Consider the following 15,379-nt stretch of genomic DNA (forward strand, 5'->3'; position numbering starts at 1 on the left):
CCCATCATTAGTGTGTTAATTAAAATGCTCATAACCGTCACACTTCAAGTTGCATAAGTATTGGCCGCACTCTTTTCTCACTCCCTTCATATAACTCTCCGGGCTTCCGGGATTCACTTTCTTACTATCGTCCTGTAAAGCGAATTATTTCGGTATGATTACGCAGGATGTATGCTGCTAGTGTTCTAATGCAGAAAGCATGCCAGCACAGAAAAAAATATTAATGCATAAAAACAGCGCAAAAAAAATTTTCTGCCGAATTGGCAAGGGAAATCTCACGGAATTGCCGAGCGATTAAATAGATGATTTTATTAACAAACATGACGCATTACTTTGGTGCGATTTACCGGGATTTTGCACCAGAATGGAGAATTAGCAAAAATGTTTAAGGTTAAGTACAAAGTAAAAAATCGGGGTTACAGGTGGTATTGAGTCCGCCTCACTGGTGCGTACTAAATGCCCTGACAATAGGTCTCCGCCTGTTTTTAAAGATCTAAATCCGCAAAAATAAAGCACTGTTACTGGCCAGCTCGACAGGAGATATTTATGCAGATATAAAAACGCCTGTTACTAAAAGTAACAGGCGTTCGGATGGCTGTTGAGAATTTAATCAGAGATTGCCAATATGGAAAGTTTTTTGCTCCAGGTACTCTTCAATTCCATAACGTGATCCCTCACGTCCTAATCCGGATAATTTAATCCCTCCAAATGGCGCGGCATCCAATGAAATGGCGCCAGTATTAAATCCAACCATACCAAATTCCAGCGCTTCAGCTACACGCCAGGCCCGACGAATATTTTCGGTGAAGAAATAAGCGCCAAGACCGTAAGGTGTATCATTGGCCATTGCCAGCGCCTCGTCTTCTTCATCAAAAATAAATAACGGCACCACAGGGCCAAAAGTTTCTTCATGGGCGATACGCATTTTACTGGTGACATTACCAAGCACAGTTGGCTGGACGAAAGTGCCATTTGACTGGCTGACACCCCCTTTCAGCAAAATTGCGCCCTGACTCAACGCATCGTCAATATGGCTATTGACTTTTTCGACCGCGCGGTCATTGATCAGTGGCCCGATGGTGGTTTGCGCCTCAAAGCCGTCCCCCACTTTCAGGGCATCCACCGCCTCCAGCAAACGCTGGCTGAAACGTTCATAAATACCACGCTGCACCAGAATGCGGTTGGCGCAGACACAGGTCTGACCGGCATTACGGAATTTACTCGCCATGACGCCGGAGACGGCAATATCTAAATCAGCGTCATCAAAGATGATTAACGGCGCGTTGCCGCCCAGTTCCAGGCTCAAACGCTTTACGCTGTCGGCACTTTGTTGCATCAGTAATTGTCCGACCCGCGTAGACCCCGTAAAGGAAATTTTGCGCACCGTGCGGCTAGCCGTCAATGTCTTACCAATCTCGGTAGGCAGTCCGGTCAATATCTGCAGCACGCCACTCGGGAATCCCGCCCGTTCCGCCAGCACCGCCAGCGCCAGTGCAGAGAGCGGTGTCAGCTCAGAGGGCTTAACAATAATTGGACAACCCGCAGCCAGCGCCGGAGCCACTTTGCGGGTGATCATGGCAATCGGGAAATTCCATGGCGTTATCGCCGCTGACACCCCCACAGGTTGCTTCAGTACGATAATACGGCTGCCTTCAGCTGGTGCCGGAATGGTGTCGCCATAGATACGGCGAGCTTCTTCGGCAAACCATTTCACAAAACTGGCCCCGTACAGCACTTCGCCTTTGGCCTCCTGGAGTGGCTTACCCTGCTCGGCGGTCATAATGATCGACAGGTCATCTGCATTATCGAGGATCAACTGATGCCATTTCTCCAGCAGCGCGGCGCGGGTGGCATTCGGGGTTTTACCCCAACGGATACGTACCGATTCGGCATACTCTATCGCCTGTTCTGTTTCATCAGTGCCCAATGCCGGAATGGACGCCAGCATCTCTTTAGTTGCAGGATCAATTACCGTTAACGTCGATTCATCTCGCGCATCCTGCCAACGGCCACCAAATAGCGCCTGTTGGCGCAATAACTCCGGATCTTTCAGTTGAATTCGTGACATGCTCTGCCCCTGTATCTGTGTCACTTTACTTTAACGCGATGACACAGCGCAGGATGTTTTTCTGCGATAACGAAATAACATAGCCAGGTGTTTTGCGGCAGGAAAAGAAATTTTATGCTGTGGGGAGATATGCTGGCATCAAACAGACGCCAGAACAGGATTTACACGAGAAGGTTCTCATGTCGATGAGTCAGGGAGGCGGACGCGGGATCTGCACATCAATCTGTATGCTGTACTGAGGGCCGAACTTACAGTATCGGAATGGAAGATCAGGTAAATGACAATTTACACCGTCACTGCTCCGCCAGCAGTCCAGTTTGATTAAACCGAATAATCACCGGCTGGAAACAGCGAACAATGCAAATACCCGCCTGATTTATTTTCAGTCCACACTGGAGATTGCCGGTCACTGAAAGAGTCATGAGGCTGTTTAACAGATGTGAGTAAGCGTTGGAAAGGGAATAACCCTTTAATAAAAGGCAAAAAACCAGACGTCAGTAGACATCTGGTTTCTTTAAATTGGCTCCTCTGACTGGGATCGCCTTTGCCAGTAACTGGCTGTTTAGTAAGCTAAAGTAAAAATTATGGGTTGTCAAGACCACCAGAATGACCACCTATTTTTTCTGGTTTTTCCTTTCTGTATTTAAGTCGAGTACTATGGTTTGTACACCACCTTATCTATGCTTTCCTTCAAACTCAGATAAAGCGCAAAAAAGCTGCGGTAGATAAGCCAAGGATTGCTACATAACATCAGGAGCCAGATAAATGATGGAAGGTCAACTAATTTTCTGTTCGGATTCGATCCTGCGCTTTCGCTCTGACTATGATGAAACAACAGCACTTCCGTTGCTATCAATCCAGAAAACTATTTCAGATACCGATCCCTTTTTTCTTCTCAGGTTCTTTCGTCATACCGTGATGATTGAAGAAGGAACAACACTGGCGAATATCTTTTTTGCCATTGAGCCTTGGAAGGAACTGCTAACTGCTTATTTGGATCGGGATGTTGGGGCCTATATTGACGAAGTAAGAAAACCATCCAAACCCACCACATGGAATCTGGAGTGGATTGGCATTGATCGCCGAAGCTCTGTTTACCGCGCATATCAGCATCAGGATATGGGAGACGGTGAGGATTTTACAGCTTGGTTCAATCGTGAGCGGATCCCCACCGACGAGTTTGATATAGAAAGTAGCTGCGATGCTTCCGGTTTTATCAAAGGTGATAAAGAACGCTGGAGCCTTAGCGAAAATGTCCACGAAATTAAAAACCTACCTGTAATCCTCTACAACAAGCAAACGCTGATGACCTTGCAGAAGGATGAGTTGCTAAGAGAAAGTGTCTCTGGGGTGAATAGTACCGATCGTAGCCGTTTCGTTTATGGGGATACCTCTTTTTCCTTCTATGAAGTGATGGAAGCCATTTTCATTAGCGGTTTGTTCTTCTATACCCCAAGTGCTGCTACGAGCTGCTTTGACGGATTAAAAAATAGTCTCAATGGACTGGAAAGCGAGGTATCGAAGGAGACTGAATCTAATCTCACTGACGGTGGAGAAGATAAACAGCTAAAAATAGAAGTTGCCGATGGGGCCTTTGATTCCCTGATTACCCACATGGAGTCTGAAACCGAAAACTGGCAACTTATCAAAAAACGATGCCAAAATGAGAGTTCTTTGCCACTCAGGATTGGGGTTATTACACTGGCAGAGCCGCCGGAGTTGCGCTTATGTGGAGTGATTTGCCGGGATAGCAGCGGCGTTTAAGTTGTTATCGATTTCTGTAATGATCTTGAGGCAGAGGTTGAATTTATGTCACTGTTTCAGCGAGAAAAAAGGATCTCCAGCTATTAATCTGATATAACAGCATGGATACTGAACGAGAAAAGCCGAGGTGAGCTTTATCATGGACAATGTCACACCTACACCGCAGCAGTTTACTAGCCCACTAAGCTGCATATTGTTAAAAATCAGTAAATACCAGCCGAATTTGCATCTTACCCCTAATGAGTTTAGTTATCTGGCGGCGATGGCGATGTGGGGTATGGAGGAGTCAGGTGTCGAATCAAATAGTGAGCATTACTTTGTACAATCCGGCTACGATGAGGCCACATGTCACAGCATCATCCGTTACGTTGATGAAAGAATAAATGAGGATCCTAATACCTCCGATGTTCGGGTTAATAACTTTCTGAAACGAGCGCTGGAGCAGGGATTGTTGTCACTGGCCGGAATGTCTGTCGCTGATGTGGGTGGAACATATCGTCTGACTCAGTTAGCGCATGATTTGTTAAAACCTTTCCAACAATCTGATGAATTAGAGGATAAAGAAACATTAAGCCAACGTTATCTGAGAATTGATCAGGAACTGTCCAGTTTAAATGCTGCCAGCGATGGAGAAAAAATTACTGATAGTGAATGGTTGGTGAAGGTAGACCTTTTTTTACCGAGCTTGAAGGATCTGCTGACGGGCGTTTTTAAAAATCAGGAATTCCTTATCTCTAAATTTCATTCAATGCGCTCCGAGATACAAAATGAAATTGGTGTTTCTCTGGAAATGGAAATTCAGCAACTTCTGGAAATAATACGTACGCTGGCTGGTCAGATCAACGATTTGAGAATGTTAGTAATGAACCGTGCCGATGCGGTATTAATACAACTGGAAATTTTGCAAAATACAGTCGTAAAAAAAGGTGGGGCTCAGCGATTAAAAAATACATTATCCTCTTTGTTTGGTTCATTAATGGATGTCCGAGAATTCGCTAATCATTCCTTAAGGGATTTATCCGGATTCTTTAGCAGCGTACTGGACCGTATACGCATCCGTATCGCGTTAGATCCCAATGCTAATCTGGGGTATTTAATCGATCGTACTATCGAGTTGTTTGGTCGGTCATCATGGTCGTTAGCATTACCTTCGACCGTTAAGCTAATGCAATTACGTGAATGGGACACACCGCCGCCTCCGGCGGATAATGCGTTGTTCCTCGATGATAATGATGATGAAGAATTGGTGCGGGAGATGCCTGCGTTTCAGTTAGAGAGTTTCGCAAGGGAGTTTGTTGAAAAGGCATTAAGTGATAATAAACCGGTGAGTAACGTTTCTGTTATCAGAAATATTTTAAGTAAATTCCCATTCAATGAAACGGTTCGCTTTCGCTTGGCACAGTGTACAATAAAAGAACTGATGAAACAGAGTGACAATATCCAGGATGATATTTCCCCGGAATGGGTTTTAATGGATGAGTCAGCAAATTACGAAATCGAAGAGCAATGGCTAATTTCACAAGGTGATCTCAATGACTGAGCTTGAATCCACACAGGGTGATCAATTTAATACATTTCTGGATGTGATGAAATCACCTCTATTCCCCGTTGTAGATTATAAATTACGTAGAGGGGTTAATATATTACCTGCGGATTATATGCTGTATTCATTTGTTAATCAGGCATTTAATCCGCTTTGTGAATATTACGACTGCTTGTCTTTATCTCTATGCTTTTCCAATGAATCTGTTTATTACTTACTGCCTCAGCGCCGTGGGAAAATACCATTAGAGCGATTTAATGAGTTGCAGATGGTCACTGGTTTGATTATTGTTGCAATGGAACTCGAAAAACAGCTTAGCCAAAAAGAGTGGTTCACAACGAATCAACTACTGGAGCGAATGAGTAATCAATTATCTGAAACCAGAATGCTGGAGTTATTCCGCCGTCGTCCTGGGCAACAGACCCAATACGATTTATCTAAAATCCAGGATGAAATCAGAAAGGCGCTTATAGTATTCGATCGCTATGCTTTTATTCAACTCTCTAAGGATCGGCAATCCTTCCAGACAACACCCGCTATTTATCGTTTTATTGAACCGCTGCGAGGATTACAGCAAGAGTCAGAAATTCCACAACGCCTGGCTGAACTGATTCAAGAGGGTTATCTGGTCAATATTGATGAGGCAGCGCGGGATAGTGTAGATGAAGATTTGGCAGAGAGCGATCGTTTCTCTGCCGAAGAAGAAATGGATGCAACGGGTGATTTATTTGCTTCCGGGACTCATGAAGGGGAACAATTGTGAACCATTACCCTCTGATACGTAGCCTTAGTATTGTCAACATTAATGGCATTATGGCCCGAACGTTAAATCTGGTGAATCCTCACGCACTGCGTACATCGCGACAGTATGGTGGCACCGTTTCATTGTTGGGCAATAATGGTGCGGGAAAAACGTCTTTGTTGGGCGCGTTTATGTTCAGCCAGATCCCTGATATTCGCTACATTAGTTTAGGGACTAAGGATGATTTCAAAGTTTCAACATCAATAAAAGACAGCGAAATGTTTCCACGCTTAGGGCAGCCCAGTATTGTTGCTCTGGAGATTGAGGCCCGAGGGACAGGCCACCGGCATCTGTACGTCGTTAGGGCTGAAAAAAAGACAGGAACAACACTAGAAACCCAGCTATTTTGTTTGAAACTTCCCGATAGCGTTAACCCACTGGATTGTTTACTTGATCGTAAGGGACAAGTGGCTCACCCGGTAACAACAGATCAGTTACGCGATAAAGCAGCACTATTAGGATGCGCTATTCAGTCATTTAAAGACCCAAATGCCTACATGTTGGCACTGTTTCAGCATGGCATTTTACCCCGAGCCTGTCAGTCACCCGATGATAAATACCGTCTGGCCCAGATCCTTCATTCGGCAATGGCCGGGCGTCTGGATAAATCGATAGAAAAACATCTCAGCGCTTATTTAATGGCTCATACTCGCGGGAATATACATTCCGTAGTGAATATGGTGCATGAGTCCATGATCAAAGTCAGGCTTACGCAGCAAGACCTGCAAAGTTATCAAAAGGATTATCAATTTTTTAATTCATTACTTACGTTGAGCTTATCATTTTCAGCCAATACGTGGTCAGTTATTGAGAAAACGCTGGCGATGAATGATGAAGAGCGCACTATTATTCAGAAAGAAAAATATCGGATTGAACGTGAGCTGGAAAAAATTGAGGAAAGCCTGAGTTCCCTAAGGCGTAAGGAAGACGCCATAAAATCGGAACAGTCAATAGCGCAACAACAGATGAGTGATATTGAGCCCCGGCTGTTATGTGCTCGTGATGGTAGGATTTACTTTGATCACGAGCAAAGAGCAATTGGTGAACTGAATAAACTTGAACCTCAGTTAGAGAGTGCGGAAGAAACAAGCAAACTCCAGCAAGGCATTGTTGATGAGCTGGAAAGAAAAAAAAGTGAGAATGAAGAAAGCCAGCTACGCACAGCCAAACAGCTGTCTAATGTCGTGTCGCGTTATGACGTTGCTCAGAAAATGGCATCGCAATATAACCACGCAAAACAGCTCTATGATGAGATTAACCAATGGAATATGGCTTTTACGCTGTCTGAATTAACCACATTCATTGAACAGTTAGCGAATCAGGAAAAAGAGGCAGGGAATGCCCTCAACCATGCAGAGCGCCAATTACGATCTCATCAGGAAATCCTGAATGCTTATACTTTCGCCGCAAACAGCGCGCGAAAATTGGGGGATAATATCTCTCCTCCAGACGCTCAGCGCTGGTTTAGGGAAAAATGTGCTCAACTGGAAAAATGGCGTATCGAAGACGCTCAACTTAGTGGGCGACAACAGCATCATAAAACGTTATTGAGCGATCATCAAAAACAGCGGCGTCTCCAGCAGCGGCTTCGCGATGCAGGCATGCTATCGCTGCCATTGAGCGATGAGGATTTTGCGCAGCAACTGGTGATGCAACAAGAGCACGAATTGCGCTTAAATGAACAAAAGGAACAATTAGCGCAACGTCAGACCGAAGTACAGGAACAAATTAAGCAGCTTGATATCGATATTGCACGCTATGAGCAACAGAGTCAGCAGTGGCACCAATATCAGCCATCAGTTAGCTATTTACGTACTATTTTTCCTGATGATGATTTGACACCGCAACGCTGCGAACAACTTATTCTTGACCATGCGTTACGCATTAAATCACTTCGGCAGATAGTCATTGGCTACGAAACGGAAATAAAACAATGCCAGGGGCGTCGTGACAAACTGAGTGGAAGAGAAGCTGGGAGTCTTGAGTATTTACGGACTCTTGCCGCTGACGTATCGGGAATATCGGTTGCTGAACTGTACGCAGATATCGAAGTACAGGACGCCGGGTATTTTGAGGCGGCATTAGGGCCGTTAATGTTCGCTATACTTGTCAATGGTGATGTCGATGATGCCGCCAGACAATTGCTTACACAATACGATGAGCAATGGCCGCTTCCCGATATTTTGTTGATCAGTGTCACCCAGCCTATAGACGTTTTGCGCAACGAACCGTTCGAGTCGGAATTACTTTTTAAAGATATCACCGACCAATATAACACGGAGGAGAGTATCCTCCCGCCCTGGTGTGTTATAGATGAATCGCGTTACCGCCGTATCAGTCAGATACGTTCAGAGCCCGTATTAGGTGATAAAGCCCGCGAGGCGCTTATCCTTCAGTTGGACCAACAGATTCAACTGGCGGAAGAAAAGAGCGAGACGCTGGAACGTGAGATTGAAGACGTTGAACGCCACAACGAACATCTCAAGGCCGTTAGCGCGGCCCCCCCATTTATCTGGGATGACGAACCACCGCTGGAGGATACTCGCCGACAGCGAAGTCATCGTCATACCGCTCTGACAGATATTGAAGAAAAACAGAGAAGCGTGTCCAGTCAGTGGAAAAAAAGCCGGAATCTCTTACTGGCGCTACAGGAATGTGAACCAGAGAGTAAAATCCTGTTTCGGGATTTTCCACAGGAACTGACCGAGATTGGTGATCAGATAAAGCGGGCTGAAGCTGCCGGGCGTGATATTAAACGCTATCAGCCGTTAATTAATCAGATAGAAAAAGAGTATCCGTTACTACGGGAAGAATACCCGGAGAATATAGCGCAAGTACGTCAGCAGGTTGAGCAGAACGAGAAAGTCTGGCAAACCTCTGCAATGCGAGTTCGACTGGTGAAAGAGTTAGACAGTGTGCGTGCTCACCTTAACCAGGAATATGCTAATGCTCAGAAAATACTGGAAGATGAAGCCCAAGCGCAAATCCTCTTATCAGACGATCAAAAACGACTGGAACAGGATGGCGAACGGATTAAACAGGAACTCAGAAATGCAAAAAATGAGTTAGCTGAAAAAAATAAGTTTTATTCAGATATGATATCCGCGATTACTCGCTACCGCCAGAATCGTGATGAGGCTAAAAATGATCTGGATAATTTGCCATTTCCCTACACATTCGGTCTGGAAATTAAACTTGCCTCACAGCTCGCGCATTTACAGAGCCAACTTGAAAAACTGAATAACAATTTAAGAGAGTGCTATACAAAAACGGCTGCGTTGCATCAGCAACGCTCAAAAGAAGAATTAAACCTGACAAATCAAAATAACAAACTTACTGCCCTGACAGAAAAAATTGAACAGATAACTAAGCAGCGCAACGGAATTATAAGTGCATTAAAAGCCGATGGCTCTTATGGTGAGCTGGAACCTGTAATGCGCGAAATGCTGATCAATGGCAAAGTACCATCACCGGGAGCGCTTTTGCTAGTTGATCAATCATTGCTGACTCAACTGACCCGGTTAACTATTGAATATTCTATTTCTTCAGCCGACCCCTTTATGCGGCAATTAGCGTCCTGCGGTCAGGATACATCTGACATCGCTGAAGTCTGTGCCACGCTTTACAGCCGCGCAGTGGCGCTGTTTCGCCGCCGTGCACGGCAGGATATCCAGCGCACTACACAGCCAAGAGAAATGTTGCAGGCGTTATCTAAGGCGGCGAAAGACGCACAGATCATGTTGGTTGAAACCGAGGCTGCGTTCCAGATGCGCCGGGATGAACTGGCCGACGCTCTATCGCGCCGGATTAACGATGAAAAAAGGGCGATAAGCCGGTTAAGCGCTGAACTTACCGGAATTGGCTTTGGGCAGGTTGCCAGTGTGCGTCTGGAAGCCAGGACGGTTAAGCATTTTCAGGATACCCTGAACGCCCTGAAATCAGGCGGATATGGTATGGACGATCTCTTTTCCACGGCAGGAACCGTTACCGAAGCGCTGGCTGGCCTGTATAAAAAAATCAATCAACATGAAATTGATGGTTCACATTTGCTGGATCACCGTAATTATCTGGATGTAAAAACGCTAATACAGCGTCGTGGCGCAGAGCAGTTTGAACCACTGAACGCTTCCAGCCTGTCAACCGGGGAACGAATCGGCTCCGGGCTGGCGGTGCTGATTGCCGTGCTCAGGCACTGGGGACGTAGCTCTCACGGTAACAAAGAGCCTTTCACTTTGCCGCTGGTGATGGACGAGGTTTCCCGTCTGGATGCCGCCTCTCAGGCGACAGTCCATGAACTGGCGGTAAGAACCGGGTGCCAGATGTTGGTTGCGGCCCCGGAAACGTTAGGAAAAATTACCGGAACCGGCTACCAGTTGGTGCGCATAGTCAGGACAGAGGACACGGGAGCCAACGGGCAAAGTGTTACGCACCATCAGGTGAAAATTACCGGTGTCCGCGACGCCCAGCAGTTGCCATTTGACGTTGATAGCTATCTGGCTACAGCAGAGAATGCTGAAAGTGACGAGGTGAAAGCAATTTAATGCATAAGCAACTGTTTCAGTTAGGTTTCCCGGTCAGTGAACTTGGCGATATTCTTCAGCAACTGAAAGAACGGCAAATGATGTTCGAAAATGATAAGGAAAAGTTGCTACGAAATTATCTGGCTGAACTGGGTATTATCATCCCTTTCACGCGCAATCGCTGGCGGCTGGTGGAAAGTGAACGCCTGGAAATCCTGCTGGTGCAGGTGCAGCAACAGATACAACAACAGATCATTGGCAGAAAAGAGCATCGTCCGGCTATCCCACGGCGAATGCAGAGGATCCATCATAAATCAGCGTCGGCATGGCGAGGTAACAGTAAAGCAAGTCTGAGCCAACCCTTAGTCAAAGGGCAGACCGTTACCTATGATGATATCTTACGACTTCGTAGCCAGGGGACGGCGCTGCGGCTAACGTTTACCGGCAATAATAGGGAAAACGTTTTGTTTGCCGATGATGAAAGTCGATGGCGTTCGGAGTGTTGTTTGCCAGAACGAATGCTACTTGATTTACTCTCTGTGGACATGTCATCGGCACAACTGATCATGACCGTTGAAAATTTAGGTGCTTATGTTGATATGCCGCTTGTTGATGGTTTGATACTGATTTTTGCTCCCGGTCTGAATTATCAACCCGCCTGCCGGTGGATTTCGCAATACGGGCAGGATATACCTTGGGTACATTTTCCCGATCTCGATCCGAATGGATTGACGATTGCCCGACAACTATCCCACTCATTGGCCCGAGCCTGCCGGATCTGGTTACCGGACTTTTGGCCGTCAGCACACCAGGTTAATGAGGTGATTGGGGCCGGAAAACATGCCTGGGATACCGCGCCGGATTGTCCTCAACTTACGCAATTAAGGCAGGAACAGCGCTGGATTGAACAGGAGGTGCTGGTTGTGGACTATCGTTTTAATGCAGCGATGCAGAGGTTGGTTAATCATTCTGGTGATGAAATAGTACTTATCGAATCGACGGAAAGCTCAATTGAACAAGATGTGTAGAAAAAAGAAATTAGACTTGTAAAATTCATAAGGGATAATTTAATGATTGACAGATTAGAGCTTACAAAAAATGTCCAGTTCTATGACCTTAAAATTCCTCTCGATAATGAGGAGAGACAAATCACAAATAACGAAACTCTGAGCAACTTTCCGTTCCCTTCAACGCTGCCACGGATTTCACCGTACTGGCAGAACACTGCAAACAGTTCGCCGAAATCCTGATCGAACACGACGATCCCACGCTGAAAATGGCGCTCTGCGGCAGGCTTAACGCCTGTCTGAGGCTGCTCCAGCCCTCGCTGCTCGATCCGATCCCGGATCACATGATGGACAGTCTGACCGTTGATACACTCCCTGCCAGCTCACCGCGTTTCGATCCCGAATGTACCGAACTTTGCCACTACTGCCTTGCCCTGACGCAGGTGCTGACGGGACAGGGGCTATTACCGGAAACCCGAAATTACCTTGGCTGCCTGCTGTACGACCTGATCCACTATTTCTCTGATGAAATCACTGCTCCACGCTGGTTACGTACCGCCGACGGCGTGAAGTTTATTGACGGGGTGGAGGCCAAAGCATGATGCAGTCTGACTGGCATCCTGCCGACATTATCGCGGCCGTAAGAAAAAAGGGAACCTCACTGGCGGCACTTTCTCGTCAGGCGGGTCTGGCCTCTTCCACGCTGGAAAATGCACTCTACCGCCACTGGCCCAAAGGTGAAAAACTGATTGCCGACGCGCTGGGTGTCACGCCGGAACAAAACTGGCTTTCGCGCTACCGCTGATATCCCCCCGGCGCAGCCCGGATACGGAAGCTGCGCCGCATTTTGTTTATCCGATCCGTCATAATCCTTTGAATCGCAAAAACAGTTTCCTATTATCAGCCTTCTTTGTTACCCACTAAGCTCCCGCCTGCACGAAATGCTTCATGACCTGAAAGAAGCGCCTGAGGTATCAGGATGGTTGCCCTTTTACCGGCAATGTCGCCTTTGAAAACTGCCGGATCTGTCCTCTGATGGATTAAGGCTTTCTTCACGCTTTATTACGCTAAGGAAATCACAATGAATCTGATGAATAATTGTGCATCGCCTGCCGTAGATGTTATATTAAAATATAATATCCGGAGGTGCGCTATGTATACCACTCGTCTGAAAAAGGTTGGCGGATCCGTCATGCTGGCGGTTCCTCCCGCCGTGCTAAAAACGCTGGGGCTGTCGACGGACAGCGAAGTGGGCATGATCATTGATAATGGCTGCTTGATTATTGAACCTCAAAAACGTCCCCGCTATTCGCTCGAAGAACTGCTGGCGCAGTGCGATCCGCACGCCGAAATGAGTGAAGAGGATCGGGAATGGATTGATGCGCCTGCGGTGGGCAAGGAGATCCTGTAAATGGACAGAGGGGAAATCTGGCTCGTTTCACTGGATCCGATTGCTGGTCACGAGCAAAGCGGAAAACGTCCGGTGCTTATCGTATCGAAGGCATCGTTTAACAAGCTGACCCGGCTGCCCGTTGTTGTTCCCGTCACCAGCGGTGGAAACTTCGCCCACGCAGCCGGTTTTACCGTCTCACTGGACGGCGCGGGAACAAAAACAACGGGCGTTATTCGCTGCGACCAGCCCAGAACCATTGATATGGGAGCCCGTAACGGTAAGCGGCTGGAACGTATACCCGATGCTGTCGTGAATGAAGTACTGGCCCGACTGGAAGCCATTCTGAGCTGATGCTTTTTATGTAACCTGAACGAGGGCGCTGTCACATACCGCGCCCTCATTTTTTATAACGACAAGTGATTAAAAAATTTTTTGCAGGTAAAAACAGTTTCTCCTTTCCGCGCCAGCGGTACTGGCGTAGCCTCCCCCTTGCTCTATGCTGTCGTTGACAGCGCCACGCTTCACAACCTGAAAGAAGCGCCTGTTATCAGGAAGGTTGATCCGTTTACCGGTGCAGACCTCTGCAAACACCGGGTCGCAGAGCATCGCAACGGAGGCCCGAGTTTTAACACGATACGTCCTTTTACTGCGCCAGCCTGCTGGTCTGAATCTGCACCGCGCCGGAATTCTCCCGACTAACCTGTATCTGCTGACACCCTCAGCGCCTTTTACCTTACGGGCTGTGGCCTGCATTGCCGGAAGGCTTTGCTGCCGCGTGACCGTAAAACTGCACCAGTCTGTGATTTTAAAAACACTGCATCAGTCCAGTGCGTCACTTTAACCGCGCAAAGCGGGAAAGTGACGCACGCAGCCCTTTCGACCTGCACCAGACAACTCAACTGCGCCAGCTCATGGCTGGATTCTGACACTGCCTTTTCAGGCCATTTTACCCAATAAGGAGAACATGAACCGATACCGAGGCGGATCTGGACGATCCGGGGGATAACCCGTGCAAGCGGGCGGCTGCTCAGAGAGCACAACCGAAGCCCCACCACACCTCAACGGCTGCCGCCCCGGCGCTCAGGTATCGTTCGCAGCCCCGACAAAAAACAGGGGCTATCGGCCTGTGCGCCGGGGAAAGCTGTATCAGTGTTGGTTTTTTGGAGATGAGTTTGCGGCAATCATGAAAGGGGGAAAATATGGGGATTCTGGAGCAGGAAATGAAGCGGCTTGCGCAGCAGGCAGGCGGTAGCCATAAGACCGTTCACGACCGCGTTAAGCTGGCGCAGCGGTTTTGTGAACGTCTGGTACTGGCGCAGAATGTGCAAATTCGCCGGGTGGAGCAGCTTAAGGCGCGGCATATAGAGGGTTATATCCGTGAACGACTCGCGCAGGGCATTACAAAACGTTCCCTGCAAAACGAGATGGCGGCGGTGCGCTGCATTCTGGAACAGGCCGGACGTGACAGGCTGGCGCAGAGTGAGCGGCTGAACAACCGTTCTCTTGGTCTGTCTGGCGCATCCCGTAACGGTACAAAGCTGGCTATCACGCCGGAGCACTATCGCGACGTGCTGGAGACGGCCCATGCAAAAGATCCGGGGATAGCGGCAGCGCTGGAACTCTCAAGGCTGATGGGGCTGCGTTCGCAGGAGGCGGTGCAGAGCGTACAGTCGCTGAAAACGTGGCGGCAGGCGCTGGAGCGCTGTGATACCCGGTTAACCGTGGTGTTCGGCACCAAAGGCGGACGACCCCGCGAGACGATTATTCTTGATGCTGATGCTGTCAGAAAAGCGCTGGATAATGCGCTGACCGTGGCAGAAGATCGTCACGGCAGGCTGATCGATAAGCCGGACCTGAAAAGCGCTATGAAATACTGGCACAGTCAGGCGTCACGTCTCGGGTTAACGGGCGCATATTCCCCACATTCACTGCGCTATGCGTGGGCGCAGGATGCCATTCGTCATTATCTGGCGCAGGGATTTTGTGAGAAGGAAGCGCTGGCAATGACGGCGATGGATTTGGGTCACGGCGACGGACGTGGGCGGTATGTGGCGCAGGTTTACGGGCGGGAAGTTGACTGACAAACAATAATAGTTTTTAACTTGTAAAATATGCAGACAAGAGCGATTGATAGTCGTTGTCTTAAAAAATTGGGTGATTAATCGGTTTTCGTACAAAAAATTTCCACCCAGAAATTTTTTGTACGTTTTCCTCTCAATAACGATGATTCTGAACGGTATAGCCTATTATTCGTCTCTGGTGCAGCATCACAGTACTCTTGC

10 protein-coding genes and 1 pseudogene are annotated in these 15,379 nt (G+C 47.6%); 10 read left to right on the forward strand and 1 reads right to left on the reverse strand.

The features are described 5' to 3' along the window. Window positions 1-610: 610 nt before the first annotated feature. Window positions 611-2,068 (reverse strand): NAD-dependent succinate-semialdehyde dehydrogenase, encoded by a 1,458-nt coding sequence (locus FN037_RS03425; RefSeq protein WP_142501548.1) that lies wholly within the window; start codon window positions 2,066-2,068, stop codon window positions 611-613. A 768-nt stretch (window positions 2,069-2,836) separates the two neighbouring features. Between FN037_RS03425 and FN037_RS03430 the strand changes: the two genes are divergently transcribed. From FN037_RS03430 to FN037_RS03490, 10 genes and pseudogenes are all read left to right on the forward strand, one after another. Then, window positions 2,837-3,832, forward strand: a complete 996-nt coding sequence (locus FN037_RS03430) for a hypothetical protein (protein WP_142501871.1) — start codon at window positions 2,837-2,839, stop codon at window positions 3,830-3,832. 139 nt (window positions 3,833-3,971) lie between these two features. Beyond that, window positions 3,972-5,372 carry a hypothetical protein gene (locus tag FN037_RS03435; RefSeq protein WP_138361573.1) on the forward strand — a complete coding sequence of 467 codons (1,401 nt, stop codon included), beginning with the start codon at window positions 3,972-3,974 and terminating at the stop codon, window positions 5,370-5,372. After that, the gene (locus FN037_RS03440) at window positions 5,365-6,138 is read left to right on the forward strand and encodes a chromosome partition protein MukE (protein WP_138361574.1); all 774 of its coding nucleotides are present in this window, start codon (window positions 5,365-5,367) and stop codon (window positions 6,136-6,138) included. The genes FN037_RS03435 and FN037_RS03440 overlap by 8 nt, the downstream gene beginning before the upstream one ends. Continuing rightward, window positions 6,135-10,718 (forward strand): chromosome partition protein MukB, encoded by a 4,584-nt coding sequence (gene mukB, locus FN037_RS03445; protein ID WP_138361575.1) that lies wholly within the window; start codon window positions 6,135-6,137, stop codon window positions 10,716-10,718. Before FN037_RS03440 ends, mukB begins: the two co-directional genes overlap by 4 nt. Continuing rightward, window positions 10,718-11,725 carry a Wadjet anti-phage system protein JetD domain-containing protein gene (locus FN037_RS03450; protein WP_138361576.1) on the forward strand — a complete coding sequence of 336 codons (1,008 nt, stop codon included), beginning with the start codon at window positions 10,718-10,720 and terminating at the stop codon, window positions 11,723-11,725. Before mukB ends, FN037_RS03450 begins: the two co-directional genes overlap by 1 nt. Window positions 11,726-11,871: 146 nt before the next feature. Then, window positions 11,872-12,306: pseudogene (locus FN037_RS03460) on the forward strand (hypothetical protein); the annotation flags it as partial. Further along, window positions 12,303-12,509, forward strand: a complete 207-nt coding sequence (locus FN037_RS03465) for a helix-turn-helix domain-containing protein (protein ID WP_138363236.1) — start codon at window positions 12,303-12,305, stop codon at window positions 12,507-12,509. The pseudogene FN037_RS03460 and the gene FN037_RS03465, both read left to right, overlap by 4 nt. A gap of 348 nt (window positions 12,510-12,857) precedes the next feature. Continuing rightward, window positions 12,858-13,115: an AbrB/MazE/SpoVT family DNA-binding domain-containing protein gene (locus tag FN037_RS03475; RefSeq protein WP_138363237.1), complete on the forward strand. Its 258-nt coding sequence runs from the start codon at window positions 12,858-12,860 to the stop codon at window positions 13,113-13,115. Continuing rightward, window positions 13,116-13,448 (forward strand): type II toxin-antitoxin system PemK/MazF family toxin, encoded by a 333-nt coding sequence (locus tag FN037_RS03480; protein ID WP_142501549.1) that lies wholly within the window; start codon window positions 13,116-13,118, stop codon window positions 13,446-13,448. Window positions 13,449-14,296: 848 nt separating this feature from the next. Next, window positions 14,297-15,178 carry an integrase domain-containing protein gene (locus FN037_RS03490; protein ID WP_138363238.1) on the forward strand — a complete coding sequence of 294 codons (882 nt, stop codon included), beginning with the start codon at window positions 14,297-14,299 and terminating at the stop codon, window positions 15,176-15,178. Window positions 15,179-15,379: the final 201 nt, after the last annotated feature.

It is taken from the genome of Klebsiella sp. 2680, assembly GCF_900198535.1.
Classification (GTDB): domain Bacteria; phylum Pseudomonadota; class Gammaproteobacteria; order Enterobacterales; family Enterobacteriaceae; genus Klebsiella; species Klebsiella indica.

Coding starts and splice junctions, on each gene's coding strand:
- FN037_RS03480 (WP_142501549.1), top strand. CDS start 13,116: ATGGACAGAGGGGAAATCTGGCTCGTTTCACTGGATCCGATTGCTGGT.
- FN037_RS03430 (WP_142501871.1), top strand. CDS start 2,837: ATGGAAGGTCAACTAATTTTCTGTTCGGATTCGATCCTGCGCTTTCGC.
- FN037_RS03465 (WP_138363236.1), top strand. CDS start 12,303: ATGATGCAGTCTGACTGGCATCCTGCCGACATTATCGCGGCCGTAAGA.
- FN037_RS03450 (WP_138361576.1), top strand. CDS start 10,718: ATGCATAAGCAACTGTTTCAGTTAGGTTTCCCGGTCAGTGAACTTGGC.
- FN037_RS03425 (WP_142501548.1), bottom strand. CDS start 2,068: ATGTCACGAATTCAACTGAAAGATCCGGAGTTATTGCGCCAACAGGCG.
- FN037_RS03440 (WP_138361574.1), top strand. CDS start 5,365: ATGACTGAGCTTGAATCCACACAGGGTGATCAATTTAATACATTTCTG.
- FN037_RS03490 (WP_138363238.1), top strand. CDS start 14,297: ATGGGGATTCTGGAGCAGGAAATGAAGCGGCTTGCGCAGCAGGCAGGC.
- FN037_RS03435 (WP_138361573.1), top strand. CDS start 3,972: ATGGACAATGTCACACCTACACCGCAGCAGTTTACTAGCCCACTAAGC.
- FN037_RS03475 (WP_138363237.1), top strand. CDS start 12,858: ATGTATACCACTCGTCTGAAAAAGGTTGGCGGATCCGTCATGCTGGCG.